Source organism: Geodermatophilus sp. SYSU D00742, from assembly GCF_054049935.1.
Genome location: NZ_JBJGYJ010000030.1, coordinates 16,280 through 31,491, shown reverse-complemented (window position 1 = coordinate 31,491; position 15,212 = coordinate 16,280). Strand labels below are relative to the sequence as shown.

The window sequence follows — 15,212 nt, the reverse complement described above, 5'->3', positions numbered from 1 at the left end:
CCGGAGCGGCGCCTCGTCGGTCCCCGTCATGCCGGCCCGCGTAATCCTGCGGACCTTCGGGCCCTTCCTGCGGCCGCAGTGGCCCTGGTGCGTGCTGGCCGGGCTGCTCGCCGTCGCGGGGACGGGCGTGGGGCTGCTCAAGCCGTGGCCGCTGAAGTACCTCTTCGACGAGGTGCTGCTGCCGGGCGGCGGGCCGGCCCGCCAGGACGTGCAGGGCGTCCTCGTCGCCGTCGTCGTGGCGCTGGCCGCCCTGACGGTGCTCGACTCCCTCGTGGGGGCCGCGCGCACCTACACCCTGACGCTCGTCGGCGAGCGGGTGGCCGCCGCCATCCGGACGCGCCTGTACGACCACCTGCAGCGGTTACCGCTCAGCTACCACGAGCGGACACCGACCGGCGAGCTCACCACCCGCCTGACCGGCGACGTCGACAAGGTCCGCGGGCTGATGACCGGGACCCTCGTCGACGCCACCACCAACGTGCTGACCCTGGCCGGGATGGCGGGGGTGCTGCTGGTCCTGGACTGGCAGCTCAGCCTGGCCCTGCTCCTGGTGCTGCCCCTGCTGCTGATGACGGTCGCCCGCTTCCGCGCCCGCATCCGCGCGGTCGAGGAGGGGGCGCGCGAGGTGGAAGGGGACCTCGCCGCGGTGGCGCAGGAGACGCTGGTGGCGGTCAAGCTGGTCAAGGCCACCGGCCGGGAGGACCACGAGGCCCGGCGGTTCCGGGGCCACTCCGACGCCTCCGTCGCCGCGGTGCTGCGCACGGCCCGCACGAGCGCGGCCTTCGGGGCCGCGGTGGACGCGGTGGTGGCCGTGGCCGTCGCCGGACTCGTGTGGCTGGGCGCCCATCGCGTCCTGGCCGGCGCACTGACCCCCGGCGAGCTGGTCATCTTCACCTCCTACCTGCGCGACTTCTTCGGACCCACCCGGGCGCTGTCGAAGCTGCCGGCGCAGCTGGCGCGGGCCGGGGTGCGCGCTGCCCGCATCGCCGACACCCTGCAGCGGCGCCCGGCCGTGGTCGACCGGCCCGGGGCCCGCGCGGCCGGACCGCCCCGGGAGGGCCTCCGGCTGGACCGGGTCGGCTTCGCCTACAGCCCGGACCGCCCGGTCCTGCACGCCGTCGACCTGACCGTGCCCGTGGGCCGCACCCTCGCCGTCGTCGGGCCCACGGGGGCGGGGAAGTCGACGATCGCCGCCCTGCTCTGCCGGCTGCAGGACCCCACCAGCGGCCGGGTCCTGCTGGACGGCGTGGACCTGCGCGACCTGACCAGTGACAGCCTGCACGCGCAGGTCGGGCTGGTGCCGCAGGAGGCGATGCTCTTCCGGTCCTCGGTGCGGGAGAACGTCGCCTACGCGCGCCCGGGGGCCTCCGCCGACGAGGTCGAGCACGCCGCCCGGGTGGCCCAGGCGCACGACTTCGTGCAGGCGCTGCCGCACGGCTACGACACCGTGCTGGCCGAGCGGGGGGCGACGCTCTCCGGTGGCCAGCGGCAGCGGCTGGCCCTGGCGCGCGCCGTCCTGCAGGACTGCCCCGTGCTGGTGCTCGACGAGCCGACGACCGGCCTGGACGCCCGGTCCGAGCACGCCGTCCTCTGCGCGCTGCGACGGGTGGGCGCGGGCCGGACGACGGTGGTCATCACCCACCGGATGGCCGCGGCGATGCCCGCCGACGAGATCGTCGTCCTGGACGCCGGCCGGGTCGTCGAACGCGGCACGCACGCCGAGCTGATCGCCGCGGGCGGCCTCTACACCGAGATGTGCCGGCTGCAGGGACTCTCCCCGCCCCGGCCCGCCCTGAACGGCAGCGCGGCCCGCTACGGACGCCACGCCGCGGAAGCCCTCACCGGACAGGCCAGCACCCCACCCAGCTGAGGAGAGCCCGACCATGACGCAGTCCAGCACCGAACCGTCCGATCTCGCGGTGGTGACGACCGGGTCGGTCGACCAGGTCCTCGCCGCGATCTCCGACGTCGCCGAGTCGGCGCCCGCCCCGGACGACCGGCTGCTGCTGCGCAGCTCCGTGCCGCGGCAGGGTGGACGGCTGCCGGTGGAGGAGGTGGACGAGCCCGCCCTGGTCACCGTGCTCCAGGACGCCTACGACCTGGGTCGCTGGCACTCGTGGCGGCGCACCGACAAGGGGGCCTCGAACATCAGCTGGTTCGTCAGCACCGACGCCGGCGAGGTCGTGCTGCGCCGTTCCCACAACCTCAAGACCGTCGCGGGCGCGGAGTTCGAGTGCGCCCTCATCGACCACCTGCGTGGGCACGGCTACCCCGCGCCGCCGGTGGTCCGTACCCGGGACGGCGCGATCCTGGTGCAGGTCGAGGGCGTGCTGCACATGGTCATGGGGCTGATGCCCGGACGCGGTTACGACCCCGCGGACCCCGCCCACCTGGTGGCGGTGGCCCGCGGTCTGGGCCGCTATCACGCCATCGTCTCGGAGCTGACCATCCCGGAACGGGAGCGCTCCTCCGCGCTGGCCTCGCTCGGGCAGCAGGGGCAGGAGAACCTCTACGCCGCCGTGGAGGTCGTTGCGCCGCTGCTCGCGCCCGAGGCCGCAGCGGCGCTCCGGGAGGACGCCCGGTTCATGGCCGACCAGATGGAGCGGCTGAACGTCGAGCTGGGGGAGCGGCAGGAGGAGCTGACCGCCCTGGTGGCGCACGGTTCCTTCGGCCAGTCCGCGGTGCTGCTCGACGACGGCCGGCTGACCGCGGTGCTGGACTTCGACCGCGCCGGCCTGGACCTGCTGGGCCTGGACCTCGCCTACGCGCTCAAGGCCTTCTGCCGCACGGGCCCGGTCCGCCGCTCCGGCGTCGGCATCGACCCGGACCGGTGCCGGCTGTTCCTGTCGCACTACCGCGGCCAGGCACCCCTGGCCGGCGCCGATCTCGCCGCCATGCCGGAGGTCTTCCGGGCGCAGCGGCTGGTCAAGATCGTCAAGAAGTGCGACAACTTGCTGACCAAGCAGGCGATGGTGGCCCAGCAGGCCAAGGACGCCGTGAAGTTCGCGCTGGTCCTGGAGCGTGAGTGCGCCCGGGTCCGCTGGCTCACCGACAACCCCTTCCCCCTGACCGAGGACGCCGCATGAACCGCACCGAGAGCCGCACGCAGAGCCGCCGGGTGAAGGAGCACCAGGTCAGCCGGGCCGAGTGGGTCTGCACCCCGGAGTTCCTCGACCGCTACGTCCGCCCGCACCTGGACGCGCCCGCCACCGGTGGCACGTGGACGACGAAGGTCATCCAGCTGGACGGCAGCGGCGCCGCGACCGTGCAGGTCGAGCTGGACGGTGGCGCGCCGGTGTTCGCCAAGCTGTTCCCCTTCGACGACGGCCCGGCCGTGCACGCCAAGCTGCGGGCCCTGCGCGCGGCCGGACTGGGGGCCGGCTCGTCGTTCCAGGCCGTGGAGCCCCTGGCCTGGTACGAGGGGGAGAAGGTCCTCCTGTGCCGCGGAGCGCCGGGTCGGCCGCTGTCGGAGCTGCTGGGCTCGGACGGGCCGGAGCTCGCGGAGGCCTGCGCCCGCGCCGGGGCCTGGCTGGCCCACCTGCACGGCTCGGACCTGCGACTGGGGGCGCCGCAGTCCCTCCTGGTCACGGGCGAGCTCACCAGCCTCGCCAAGCGCCTGGCGAAGGTCGCCGCCGACCACCCCGGCTACGTCGACGTCGGACTGGGCATGCTGGAACGGCTCGACGCCCTGACCCGCGGCACCGTCGACGGCGTGCTGGCGCAGAGCCACGGGCAGTACCGGCCGATCCACGTCTTCCTCACCGAGGACGTCGCGACCGTCATCGACCTCGACCGCAGCGCCCCCGCCGACCCCGCCCGGGACGTGGCGGAGTTCCTGCACCGGCTGCGGCTGGGGGTGCACTCCGCCACCGGCGACGTCGGCCGGGCCGACGCGCCGTGCGCGGCGTTCCTCGACGCCTACCGCGGGGCCGCCCGCGGCGACGGAGGCCTGGTCAACCTGCGCTTCCACTGGGCCCGCTACGTCCTGCACAGCCTCCACCGGAAGATCAAGACCGGGGAGGCAGACTGGCGCGACGGCGGGAACGCCGAGTTCCTCCTCTACCGCGACGAGTTCGACCGGGTCGTGGCGGGACGGGCGGGGGCATGACGCTGCTGACCGACCCGGTGCTCGACCGCGCCGGTCAGCCCCTGCCGCTGGCGGAGCTCGCCGCGCTGTGGCCGCTGGGGGGCTGGAGGACCGTCGGCCCGGTCCCCGGTGGCAAGAACGAGCACCTCCGGGTGGTCGCCCGGGACGGTGTCCACTACCTCCGGCGCTCCTACCGGTCCAAGTCCCGGGAGGAGCTGGTCGGGCAGCTGGCGCTGATGCGACTGCTCCGGCACAGGGGGTTCCCCGCCCCCGAGGTGGTCCCCACCCGCACCGGCCTCGATCACGCCGAGCTCGCCGGGCGGTCGTGGATCGCCACCAGAGGCGTCGAGGGGACGCCGTTCGACGACAGCTCGCCGGCGCACGTCCGGGCGCTGGGGCGGACCGTCGGGCGGTACCACGGCGTCGTCGCTGACCTCCCGGCCGAGGTGGGTGAACCGCCGGTGCTCGCCGAGCTGCGCCGACGGCTGGACGAGCCGGCGCTGGACCCCGCGCTGCGCGCCCGGGCCGAGCGGGTGGTCCACCGGCTGACCGCCCTGCTGCCGGAGCTGCCCAGGGTGGTCGTGCACGGCGGGGCACGGCGCGGCAGCCTCGTCTTCGCCGGGGACGAGGTGGTGGGCGTCCTCGACTTCGACAGCGCCCATCCCGACGTCCGGGTGCTGGACCTGGCCGTGGCCGTCCACGACGTCGGCAAGATCTACACGCGGCTCGGGGCGGACGACCACAAGGTCGCGCTCGACCTGCCCAGGGTCACCGAGCTGCTCGCCGCCTACGGACGGGAGGTCCGCCTCACCGCAGCCGAGGCCGAGGCGGTGCCGCTGCTGGTGGAGGCCAAACGGCTCAAGCGCGGCCTGGGGCGCCGGGTGCGCGTCTGCGCGGGGGAGCCGCTGTCGGCCAACGACCACGCCAAGATCCGCCTGGAGGACAGCCGGCTGGCCTGGTTGGACGAGCACCGCGACGACCTGGTGGCCGCCTGCCGCAGCGTGCTGTCCTGAGGCCTGCCGACCGGGCCACGGTGGACGGCGCCGCCCGCGTCGTCCACCGTGGTGTGGTCACCTCGAGGGGTCCTGCTGGGCGAGGTCGGCGTGCTGTTGGCGGAGTTCGCGCTTGAGGATCTTGCCGCTGGGGTTCTTGGGCAGGGCGTCGGCGAGGACGACGTACTTGGGGCGTTTGTAGCCGGCCAGCCGGTCGCGGATGTGGGCGTGGACGTCCTCGGCGGTGAGGGTGGCGCCGGGCTTGGGGACGACGACGGCGGTGACGGCCTCGATCCAGTGCGGGTGGGGGATGCCGAAGACGGCGACCTCGGCGACGCCGTCGAGGGTGTAGACGGCCTCCTCGATCTCGCGGCTGGCGACGTTCTCCCCGCCGGTCTTGATCATGTCCTTCTTGCGGTCGACGACGGACAGGTAGCCGTCGGCGGTCATCACGCCGAGGTCGCCGGAGTGGAACCAGCCGTCGACGAAGGCCTCGGCGGTCTTGGCCGGGTCGTGGTAGTAGCCCAGGGTGGCCTGGGGGCTGCGGTGCACGATCTCCCCGACGGTGCCCGGCGGGACGGGATGGCCGGAGTCGTCGACCAGGCGGGTCTCGACGTTGAGGGCGGCGCGGCCGGCCGAGCCGGCCCGCGCCAGCTGCTCGGAGGGGCGCAGGATGGTGGCCAGCGGGGCCATCTCGGTCTGGCCGTAGAAGTTCCACAGCGCCACGTCGGGCAGTCGGCGCTGCAGCTCGCGCAGCACCTCCACCGGCATGGGGGAGGCGCCGTAGTAGCCCTTGCGCAGGCTGGACAGGTCGGTGGTGTCGAAGTCCGGGGAGCGCAGCAGGGAGATCCACACCGTGGGCGGGCAGAACAGCTTGGTGACCCGCTCGCCGGCGATGGTGGCCAGGAGGGTGGCCGGGTCGGGGGCGGGCAGGATGATGCTGGTGGCGCCGAGGTAGACGTCGACGGAGAAGAAGCAGTCCAGCTGGGCGCAGTGGTACATCGGCAGCGCGTGCACCTCGACGTCCTCGGCGCTCATGCCGCCGTCGATGGCGCAGGAGACGTACTGGGCGATCAGCGAGCGGGAGGACAGCAGCACGCCCTTGGGCCGGGACTCGGTGCCGGAGGTGTACATCAGCCGCAGCGGGTCGTCATCGGCCACGGCCACCTCCGGTGCGCGGTCGTCCCCGGTGCGCCACCAGGGGTCGACGTCCTCCCAGCCGGGCGCCGGCGCGGCCCCGGACAGCCCGATCCAGCCGCGGATCCCGCCGGCGGTGCCGGCGGCGGCCAGCGCCTTGTCCGCGGTGGCGGCCAGGGCATCCTCGGTGACCAGCCCGCCGGCTCCGCTGTGGCGCAGGATGTAGGCGATCTCCTCGGGGCCGAGCATGAAGTTGACCGGCACCAGCACCACGCCCAGCTTGGCGGTGGCGAAGGCCAGCACCGCGTACTGCCAGCAGTTGTGGCTCAGCAGGGCCAGCCGGTCGCCCTTGACCAGGCCGCGGTCGGCCAGCGCGTGCGCGGTGCGGTTGACCGCGGCGTCGAACTCCGCGTAGGTGACCCGCAGCTCACCGGCGACCACCGCGAGCTTGTCCGGGTACCGCTGCGCGGTCCGGTGCAGCAGGTCACCCACCGCGTGCTGACGGGCACGGACGACGTCGGAGCTGGTCATGGCAGGTCCTCCCGGTGGCGGGTCGGCAGGCGGCGCGACTCCGGGCAGTCTGGCCCGTGGCGCGCCCTCGGGTCACGCCGTCCCGCTCCGGTCGTGCGTCCGGGACGGAGCCCGGGACCGGGGCCGGGTGGGCAGGTGCGGTCACCGCGGGCGGCGGTGGGTGCCCTCCATGCCCCCGAGCCCGGCCACCCGCTCGCGGTTCCAGGCGTGGCCGCGGTGCTCGACCGGAGGCCGCGGACGAGCCCCCTTGCGACCCGCGGGACAGTGCGAGGACGCTGGATCGTCGTCGCGGCGGCCGCCTCGCCAGCCGGGTCGGAGGGGGATCGAAGGATGTCACCGGACACTGCGAACACCACTGCCACCGAGCGCAACGACCTGCTGGGCCGGGTCATAGGCGACCTCGCCGCCGCCATCGAAGCCGACGCCGGGAACGCCGCTGTCACGTTCCGTGCCACCGGGCAGTGCGAGGAGCCGGTCGGCACTCGGCTGCGGATCGGTGGGCACGCCGTCCGGCAGGACGAGCCGGCGGTGTTCGCCGGGAGCAACGCCGCGCCCAACCCGGTCGAGTACGCCCTGGCCGCGCTGCTGTCGTGCCAGCTCGTGACCTACCGGTTCTGGGCCGCCAAGCTCGACGTGCCCATCGACGACATCCGGGCGACCGTCGACGGTGACCTCGACCTGCGCGGTTTCCTGGGCCTCGACGAACAGGTGCGGCCCGGGTACGGCGAGGTCCGGTTCACCGTGACGGTCCGGGGTCCCGCAGCGCCGGAGCGGTACCAGGAGTTGGCTGCCGCGGTGAACGAGCACTGCCCCACTCTCGACATCTTCCGCAACCCGACGCCGGTCCGGACCGAGCTGGTCATCGGCTGAGCCCTGTGAGGGGGGGGACGAACCGCCCTGCTCCGGGCGGCCCCGGTCGGACACCGCTGACGTCGCCGGCTGGGCGCGGATGAGTGTCCCCTGCCGGGGCGGCGGCCCGGGCGTGCGCTCCCGCCGCGGGGTTGCCTCCTGCGGGGGCGGTGTGAGCCACCGGTGCTGCGCTGCTCCAGGAAGGCCGTCTCGAGGTGTTGCTGACCGCGCCAGTCGAGACGCCCGCCCCTGTTCGGTCATCTCCTGCGCTCGGTCGCTCCGGTCACGCCTTCGAGGGCCGACCGGTTCCCGGCCTGTCGGGTGGAGATGACGCTCAGGGAACCGTCGGTCTCCAGGACGACGGCGGCCACCGAGGACAGATCCCCGGAGCCGGTGGCGCGGATGGCCTGGCGCAGCTCGCTCATGGTGATCCGCTGCCGGTCGAGCGCCTCGGGGAGGGGGCGGCCGTCCTCCAGCAGGAGGGTCGGCCGGGCGGTGACCACGCTGCGGCCCCCCGGCAGCCAGGTCGTCGTCCGCGCGACGACGAACTGGAGGGCGGCGAGCAGGACCAGCGCGACGGCTCCCTCGCTCCAGCTGACGTCGCTGCTGAGCAGGATGGTCGCCAGGGTGGAGCCGAAGGCCACGCTGACCACCCAGTCGAAGGCGTTGAGCTTGGCCAGCGTCCGTTTGCCGGACACCCGGAGCAGGACCACGAGCGTGAGGTAGGCCGCCGCCCCGACGGCGAGGATCCGGACGATGTCGGACCAGGAGTCGAACCACATGCTGACCCTCTACCCGCGTCGCACCCGACGGTTGACAGTCTCGGCGGGTGACGGGTGCTCTGGGATGGGTCGTGACCGCGGTCGGCGCAGCGCTGGTGTTCATGGCGCTGCGCGACATCTTCCACACGATCTGGCACCCCACCGGCCGCGGTGGGCTCAGCCGCCGACTCATGGCGGCGGTGTGGCATGTCGGGCATCGGCGCCGGGCGCTGGAGGCGTTGGTCGGGCCGCTGGCGATGGTCGTGGTCGTGCTGGCCTGGGTGCTGCTGATCCTGCTGGGGTGGGCGCTGGTGTACTGGCCGCACCTACCGGGCGGCTTCGTCTTCGGCAGCAGCCTCGACCCCACCTCCCGGGCCGGCTTCCTGGACGCCGTCTACCTGTCCACGGTCACCCTGGCCACGCTCGGTTTCGGTGACATCGTCCCGGCGGCGGACTGGCTGCGGATCGCGGTGCCGCTCCAGGCGCTCGTCGGGTTCGGGCTGATCACGGCCGCGGTCTCGTGGGTGCTGCAGGTGTACCCGGCGCTGACCCGGCGCCGTGCGCTGGCGGTGCGGCTGTCGCTGCTGCGCCGGGTCGACACGCTCGGGCTGGTGGCCGACCCCCGGTCGGCGATGGCCGCGCCCCTCCTGGAGGACCTGGCGGTCGGGCTCGCGCAGCTGCGGGTCGACCTGACCCAGTACGCCGAGACCTACTACTTCCGGGACGGCGATCCCGAGGCCTCCCTGCCGGCGATGCTGGGGGTGGCGCTGCACCTGAGCGAGCACGCCCGGCGCACGCCGGGTGCGGACGCGCGCTACGCCGGGGAACTGCTGGACACCGCGGTGGGGGACTACCTGCACGTGGTGGACGAGCACTTCCTCCACGTCGGTGGCCCGGCCAGGGCGATCGCCTCGGCGTACGCGGAAGACCACGGGCAGGAGCTCGCCCGCGCCCGATGAGATCGGGGCTCATCCCTGCCGGTGCGACTGTCGGGGGGCGGTCGACGTGGCGGGGCGGGCGTCGTGCCGGGTGGCGGCCCGGTAGGCAGCTCGGCCCGGTGCGGCGGTCACACCGTGGACGACGACGCTGGCCACCACCACGAGGCTGCCGGCGGCGAGCACGGTGGGTTCGGCGCCGAGCCGCTTGGCCTCCAGCGCGAGGTAGAACAGCGCCGAGACGCCGATCGGTCCGAACCACCCCAGGTGGAGCGCGTCCGGCCAGCCCAGCCGCAGCGGGCGGCGCAGCGCCACCAGGATCGGCAGTCTGCGCAGCAGGAGCACGGCTCCGGCCAGGAGCACCCCACGCCAGCCGAGGTCGGCCCAGGCCGCCCACGGCAGCGCAGCGCCGACGCCGATGAACAGCGGCAGGACGAGGAAGCGGTTGACGGCCTCGTCGATCGGCACGTCCGACGTCCGTTCGGAGCCGGTGCTCACGCCGTTGAAGGCCAGCCCGCAGACGAACACGGCGAGCACGCCGTCGACGTGGACCAGCCCGGACAGCCCGAGCACCGTGAGGGCCAGGACGGCGGTGAACAGGGCGAGGGGGCCGGGGTCGGTGGAGCCGTGTTCCTCGCCGGCCCTCAGCGCCCGCGCGCCCAGCCACCCGGTGACCAGCCCGACGACGACGGCCCCGGCCACCTGCCAGAGGGACTCCAGCACGGCCTCGGCTCCGGTCAGGGGGCCGACGATCGCGATGGCGACGAGCACCAGGGGCAGCGCCAGGCCGTCGTTGGCGCCGGACTCCAGCGAGAGGACCTGCCGGTCCCGGGCGGGCAGGTCCTCCTCCGCCGGGCCTCCGGTGACGACGCTGGACGCGAGGACCGGGTCGGTCGGGCACAGCGCCGCGCCGAGCAGCGCCGCGGCGCCGAGTCCCACGCCGAGCACCCACGCCGACAGGCCGGCGGTGATGAGGGCCATGAGCGGCATGGCGACGGCCAGGAGGATCAGCACCGGACGCATCCGCGACCGCACCGCCCCCAGTGGGTAGCGCAGGGCCACCGCCATCACGGAGATGGCCAGGAGGATCCGGGTGGCGGTGTGCAGCCAGGTGTGGTCCTCGGTCAGCGGTCGCACGTCGAGCAGGCCCGCGACGGCCGGGCCCAGGACGATCCCGGCGAGCAGGCCGAGCAGCGGCTCGGAGACCGGTAGCCGGCGCAGGCGCTCGGACAGGGCCGCGACGCCGAGCGCGATGAGTCCACCGGCGAGCAGGACGAGGTCCGTCTTCACGGGCTCCCCGTGCCCGCTTCTGAGGGGTTCGAAGCGGCGGGCGCGCACAGGTGGCGAGCGCGGTCTCGTGCGGTGCGGGACCGTAGCGGTCGCCGGCGCCGCCGATGTAGAGGAGCCGGCTGCCGGCGGGCGGCATCACACCGGTCCCCGCGGCCAGCCAGCCGATCCGGGTCGGCCCGGTCGTTCAGCAGCCCACACCCCCTTAAGGGCTGAGTCGATCGTCTCCTCCCAGGTGCGGCGTTCCGCCGCGGTGATCCGGGTGGACTCCGCGGCGAGGTCCACGACGGAACGGAGCCGGTCGCGCAGCGTGTGGTCCACGACGCCCCGGGGCGCACGCCACGCCACCTCCCGCAGCAGGGCGGCGATGCGGCGCAGGACGGCCGGTTGCCCCGAGGCGTAGTGGAGGGGTTCCTCCAGGACGAGGTCGACCAGGTCACCCGGGGTCCAGCGCGGCACGACCAGGCGCACGACCCCGTCGTCGTCGACACGGCAGTCGGGGCCGAGCGGCCGGGAGACGAGGTCACCGAGCAGCGCCGAGGCATGGGACAGGGCGTGCACGGCCGTCGTCGGGTCGTTGATGCCGGGCGACAGCGCACGGACGGCGATGTCGACGACCTTGCGCAGGCTGTAGGCGATGTCGCGAGCGGGGGAGCGTTCGAAGTCCAGTCGTACCGAGCGGCCGAGGGCCTCCTGCAACGCCGCTGTGTCGGGATGGTGCACGCCGTCCCTGGCCCAGGCGTGGGCGAGAGGTGTCCCGGCCACCACGGAGTCACCGATCCGGGCGGCCAGGAGGACCACGATGTCCGAGCCCGCCGCGGCGGACACCAGGCGTTCCTCGTCCACGTCGACGATGAAGCCGCTGGACGGGGCGGCGACCGGGATCCCCGGTCCGGGAGGCAGCCGGACGGGCGTCGCCGGGTGTTCGAGGTCATCGGGCAGCTCCCGGTCGTGGGTGGCCCCGGCCTCCTCGTGGACGTCGCGGAGCATCGTCTCGACCCGGAGGGCGCGGGCCAGGTGCCCGAGGAACAGCACCACGGCCAGGACGCTGCCGAGCGTCAGCACGTAGGCCACGGTGATCGAGAGCCGGGGGACGAACGCGGTCTCCCCTTCGGTGGCGCTCTCGGTGCGCACGGTCCGCAGCACGGTGAGCGCGTACACGAACGTCGCCGTCAGCTGCGCCAGGGTCAACTGGACGACCCGGTCGGTGGCGAAGGTCTGCAGCAGCCGGGGTGAGTACTGGCTGCTGCCCAGCTGGAAGGCCACGACGGTCAGCGAGAAGATCAGCCCCGTCACGGAGATCAGCGATCCGGCGATCGCGGCGAGCAGGTCACGTGCCGCCGACGGCCCGCCGCCGAAGACGAAGGTCAGGGGGTGACCCGAGTCGCGATTCTCGAGCAGTCCGTCCACCGCAGGCAGCCCGATGCCGACGCCGACCGCGATCACGACGGCGACCACCGGGATCGGCCAGAGAGCCCCGCGCAGCCGTGCGGTGATCGCACGGACCGCACTGCGTCGCCTGGGTCTCCTGGAGTTCACCGGAAGGACCTCTCCGGGGCTTCGGTCAGCACGCTGCGAGCGTCCCGCAGCGGGGCGACCTCCGCCCGAGCACGCCCACTCCAGGCTGCGGTGAGCCGGACCGGCGGCGAGACTCGGCGGGCACCCGACCCGTCCGGTAGGAGGACCGCCGTGCCCAGTGTCGACCGGATCGCCGAGCCGTGGGGGACGCGGACGCCGTACGGGCCGGGGGAGACCTGGCCGACGCGGGTGGACTCCTACCTCGCCGACGGGCTGACCGAGGACGACGTCGACCGCTGGGTGCAGTCGGCGACGATCCTGCACTCCAACGGCGACGGGTTGGACATCGCGGTCAAGGACGGCCGGATCGTCGGCGTCCGCGGCCGCGGGGTGGATCGCGTGAACCACGGCCGGCTGGGCCCGAAGGACCTGTTCGGGTGGCAGGCCAACAACTCACCGGACCGGCTGACGCGGCCGCTGATCCGGCGGGACGGCGAGCTGGTGGAGTGCGACTGGGACACCGCGATGGACGCCGCCGCCGGCCGGTGCCGGGAGCTGCTCGGCGAGCGGGGCCCCAGCTCGATCGCCTTCTACACGACCGGGCAGCTGTTCCTCGAGGAGTACTACACGTTGGGGCTGATCGCCCACGGCGGCATCGGCACCAACCACGTCGACGGCAACACCCGGCTGTGCACCGCCACCGCCGCGGCCGCGCTGAAGGAGACCTTCGCCTCGGACGGGCAGCCGGGCTCCTACACCGACATCGACTCGGCCGACGTGATCTGCCTGTACGGGCACAACATGGCCGAGACGCAGACGGTGCTGTGGACCCGCGTGCTGGACCGGCTGGCCGGCCCGAACCCGCCGAAGGTCATCTGCGTCGATCCTCGGGAGACGCCGGTCGCCCGGTCCGCGACCGTGCACCTGGCGCCGCGGCCGGGCACCAACGTCATGCTGATGAACGCCCTGCTGCACGAGATCGTCGCCAACGACTGGGTCGACTCCGACTACGTGGAGGCGCACGCGGTGGGCTTCGAGGAGCTGGCCAAGCGCGTCGGCGACTACCCGCCCGAGGTCGCCGCGGAGGTCTGCGACGTCCCCGTGGAGCAGATCCGCGAGGCCGCACGGATCATCGGCACCGCCGAGCGCCTGGTGTCCACCGTCCTGCAGGGCTTCTACCAGTCCCACCAGGCCACCGCGGCCGCGGTCCAGGTCAACAACGTGCACGTCCTGCGCGGCATGCTCGGCCGGCCCGGGTGCGGCCTGCTGCAGATGAACGGCCAACCCACCGCGCAGAACACCCGGGAGGCCGGCGCGGACGGCGACCTGCCCGCGTTCCGCAACTGGTCCAACGACCAGCACATCCAGGACCTCGCCCGGGTGTGGAACGTCGACCCGCTCGACATCCCGCACTACTCACCGCCGACCCACATCATGCAGCAGCTGCGCTACATCGAGGAGGGATCGATCCGCTTCTTCTACGTCACCTGCACCAACCCTGCGGTCTCCCTGCCGGAGCTGCGGCGGGTGCGCGAGCTGCTGAGCCAGGACGGGCTCTTCCTCGTCGTCCAGGACATCTTCCTGTCCGAGACGGCGCAGCTGGCCGACGTCGTCCTCCCGGCCGCCACCTGGGGGGAGAAGACCGGCACGTTCACCAACGTCGACCGCACGGTGCACCTGTCGGAGAAGGCCGTCGACCCGCCCGGCGAGGCCCGCCCGGACCTGGACATCCTCATCGACTTCGCCCACCGGCTCGGCCTGGAGGACAAGGACGGCGCCCCCCTGGTCAAGTGGTCCGACCCCGAGGGCGCGTTCGAGGGCTGGAAGGAGTGCAGCCGCGGGCGGCCGTGCGACTACACCGGCCTGTCCTACGACAAGCTGCGCGGCGGCAGCGGCATCCAGTGGCCGTGCAACGACGAGCACCCCGACGGCACCGAGCGCATCTACGTCGACGGGCAGTTCTGGGCCGAGCCGTCCTACTGCGAGAGCTACGGCCGCGACCTGGTCACCGGAGCGCCGCTGGACGAGACCGAGTACAAGGCGCTCAACCCCACCGGCAAGGCGGTGCTGAAGGCCGCCGAGTACCTGCCGCCGCACGAGCTGCCCAGCGAGCAGTTCCCGTTCCAGCTGGTCACCGGCCGGACCCTCTACCACTTCCACACCCGCACCAAGACCGGCCGGGCACCGCAGCTGCAGGCCGCCGCCCCGGAGGTGTGGGTCGAGCTGTCCGCCTCCGACGCCGCGGACCGCGGCTGGGCCGAGGGCGACCTGCTCGAGGTCGCCACCCCGCGCGGGCGCGTCGAGGGCCGGCTGCGGATCAGCGGCATCCGGCCAGGTGTGGTGTTCCTGCCGTTCCACTACGGCTACTGGGACGAGCCGGGCGGCCACGAGCCCGCCGGTGACCGCGGCCGGGCGGCCAACGAGCTCACGCTCACCGACTGGGACGCCTGCTCCAAGCAGCCGATCTTCAAGACCGCCGCTGCCGCGGTCACCCGGCTCGCGGAGGCGACCGGCCCCGCCCCGGCGCCCACCACGACCGGCTCCCGGCCGGTGGTGTCCGCCGGCATACCGGAGACCCGCGGTGGGGCCGCCGCCGAGGCACTCGAGGAGCCGGCGCCGGGAGGTGCCCGGTGAAGCTGCACCTGGCCATCGAGGAGCTGCACCGTTCGGAGAACCACCTGGCGCGCGCCCTGCTGGCGGCCTCGGACCGGCACAAGGCCGACCACGAGGTCTTCTACGTCGCCCGTGACATCGCCGGCTGGTCGCAGCGGCACGTCACCGAGCTCGCCCGCATCGGTGCCGACTACGACCTCGACCTCGACCCCGAGCCGGAGGGCGAACCCGGGATCCTGGAGAAGGTCCAGCAGGCGACGTCGGACCTGCTCGGGCGCCGGCCCGAGCCGGGCCTGCTGTTGCTGGCAGACCTCCGTCACATCCACCGCGAGGCGGCCGGGGTGTCACTGGACTGGGAGCTGCTCGCCCAGGCCGCCCAGGGCGCGCGCCAGCGGGAGCTGCTCGAGCTGGCCCAGCGCTGTCATCCGGACACGCTGCGGCAGATGCGCTGGGCCAACGCCAAGCTCAAGGAGTCCGCGACCCAGGCCCTGGTGAGCTGACG

At 73.8% G+C, this 15,212-nt stretch carries 12 protein-coding genes; 8 read left to right on the top strand and 4 right to left on the bottom strand.

The window, feature by feature from the left end; all coding sequences use genetic code 11:
* Nucleotides 1-28 precede the first annotated feature (28 nt).
* From ACI78V_RS17985 to ACI78V_RS17970, 4 genes are read left to right on the top strand one after another with little or no spacing between them, the layout of a single operon-like run.
* Nucleotides 29-1,870 (top strand): ABC transporter ATP-binding protein, encoded by a 1,842-nt coding sequence (locus ACI78V_RS17985; RefSeq protein WP_456853194.1) that lies wholly within the window; start codon nt 29-31, stop codon nt 1,868-1,870.
* Between the two features lie 13 nt (nt 1,871-1,883).
* Complete coding sequence (locus tag ACI78V_RS17980) at nt 1,884-3,086, top strand: phosphotransferase (protein ID WP_456853192.1); 1,203 nt, start codon at nt 1,884-1,886, stop codon at nt 3,084-3,086.
* A complete protein-coding gene (locus tag ACI78V_RS17975) occupies nt 3,083-4,108 on the top strand; it encodes a phosphotransferase family protein (protein ID WP_456853190.1) in 1,026 nt (341 codons plus the stop codon). Before ACI78V_RS17980 ends, ACI78V_RS17975 begins: the two co-directional genes overlap by 4 nt.
* The gene (locus ACI78V_RS17970) at nt 4,105-5,100 is read left to right on the top strand and encodes a phosphotransferase enzyme family protein (RefSeq protein WP_456853188.1); all 996 of its coding nucleotides are present in this window, start codon (nt 4,105-4,107) and stop codon (nt 5,098-5,100) included. The genes ACI78V_RS17975 and ACI78V_RS17970 overlap by 4 nt, the downstream gene beginning before the upstream one ends.
* Before the next feature lie 57 nt (nt 5,101-5,157).
* On the opposite strand, the gene ACI78V_RS17965 is transcribed toward ACI78V_RS17970, so the two are convergent.
* Entirely contained in the window at nt 5,158-6,747 is a 1,590-nt protein-coding gene (locus ACI78V_RS17965; RefSeq protein WP_456853186.1) for an acyl-CoA synthetase, read from the bottom strand.
* Between the two features lie 330 nt (nt 6,748-7,077).
* Between ACI78V_RS17965 and ACI78V_RS17960 the strand changes: the two genes are divergently transcribed.
* Nucleotides 7,078-7,617 carry an OsmC family protein gene (locus tag ACI78V_RS17960; RefSeq protein WP_456853184.1) on the top strand — a complete coding sequence of 180 codons (540 nt, stop codon included), beginning with the start codon at nt 7,078-7,080 and terminating at the stop codon, nt 7,615-7,617.
* A gap of 236 nt (nt 7,618-7,853) precedes the next feature.
* On the opposite strand, the gene ACI78V_RS17955 is transcribed toward ACI78V_RS17960, so the two are convergent.
* Nucleotides 7,854-8,378, bottom strand: coding sequence for a DUF421 domain-containing protein (locus tag ACI78V_RS17955; RefSeq protein WP_456853182.1), 525 nt, complete (start codon nt 8,376-8,378; stop codon nt 7,854-7,856).
* A gap of 71 nt (nt 8,379-8,449) precedes the next feature.
* Here ACI78V_RS17955 and ACI78V_RS17950 point away from each other — a divergent pair, with 71 nt between their 5' ends.
* A complete protein-coding gene (locus ACI78V_RS17950) occupies nt 8,450-9,316 on the top strand; it encodes a potassium channel family protein (protein WP_456853181.1) in 867 nt (288 codons plus the stop codon).
* A gap of 9 nt (nt 9,317-9,325) precedes the next feature.
* On the opposite strand, the gene ACI78V_RS17945 is transcribed toward ACI78V_RS17950, so the two are convergent.
* Together ACI78V_RS17945 and ACI78V_RS17940 are read right to left on the bottom strand one after the other, a co-directional pair.
* Nucleotides 9,326-10,582, bottom strand: a complete 1,257-nt coding sequence (locus ACI78V_RS17945; protein ID WP_456853179.1) for a cation:proton antiporter domain-containing protein — start codon at nt 10,580-10,582, stop codon at nt 9,326-9,328.
* A gap of 135 nt (nt 10,583-10,717) precedes the next feature.
* Nucleotides 10,718-12,118: a DUF2254 domain-containing protein gene (locus tag ACI78V_RS17940; RefSeq protein WP_456853177.1), complete on the bottom strand. Its 1,401-nt coding sequence runs from the start codon at nt 12,116-12,118 to the stop codon at nt 10,718-10,720.
* 150 nt (nt 12,119-12,268) lie between these two features.
* Here ACI78V_RS17940 and ACI78V_RS17935 point away from each other — a divergent pair, with 150 nt between their 5' ends.
* Together ACI78V_RS17935 and ACI78V_RS17930 are read left to right on the top strand one after the other, a co-directional pair.
* Complete coding sequence (locus ACI78V_RS17935; RefSeq protein WP_456853175.1) at nt 12,269-14,731, top strand: molybdopterin oxidoreductase family protein; 2,463 nt, start codon at nt 12,269-12,271, stop codon at nt 14,729-14,731.
* The gene (locus ACI78V_RS17930; protein WP_456853173.1) at nt 14,728-15,210 is read left to right on the top strand and encodes a hypothetical protein; all 483 of its coding nucleotides are present in this window, start codon (nt 14,728-14,730) and stop codon (nt 15,208-15,210) included. Before ACI78V_RS17935 ends, ACI78V_RS17930 begins: the two co-directional genes overlap by 4 nt.
* Nucleotides 15,211-15,212 lie beyond the last annotated feature (2 nt).

Coding starts and splice junctions, on each gene's coding strand:
- ACI78V_RS17985 (WP_456853194.1), top strand. CDS start 29: ATGCCGGCCCGCGTAATCCTGCGGACCTTCGGGCCCTTCCTGCGGCCG.
- ACI78V_RS17980 (WP_456853192.1), top strand. CDS start 1,884: ATGACGCAGTCCAGCACCGAACCGTCCGATCTCGCGGTGGTGACGACC.
- ACI78V_RS17975 (WP_456853190.1), top strand. CDS start 3,083: ATGAACCGCACCGAGAGCCGCACGCAGAGCCGCCGGGTGAAGGAGCAC.
- ACI78V_RS17970 (WP_456853188.1), top strand. CDS start 4,105: ATGACGCTGCTGACCGACCCGGTGCTCGACCGCGCCGGTCAGCCCCTG.
- ACI78V_RS17965 (WP_456853186.1), bottom strand. CDS start 6,747: ATGACCAGCTCCGACGTCGTCCGTGCCCGTCAGCACGCGGTGGGTGAC.
- ACI78V_RS17960 (WP_456853184.1), top strand. CDS start 7,078: ATGTCACCGGACACTGCGAACACCACTGCCACCGAGCGCAACGACCTG.
- ACI78V_RS17955 (WP_456853182.1), bottom strand. CDS start 8,378: ATGTGGTTCGACTCCTGGTCCGACATCGTCCGGATCCTCGCCGTCGGG.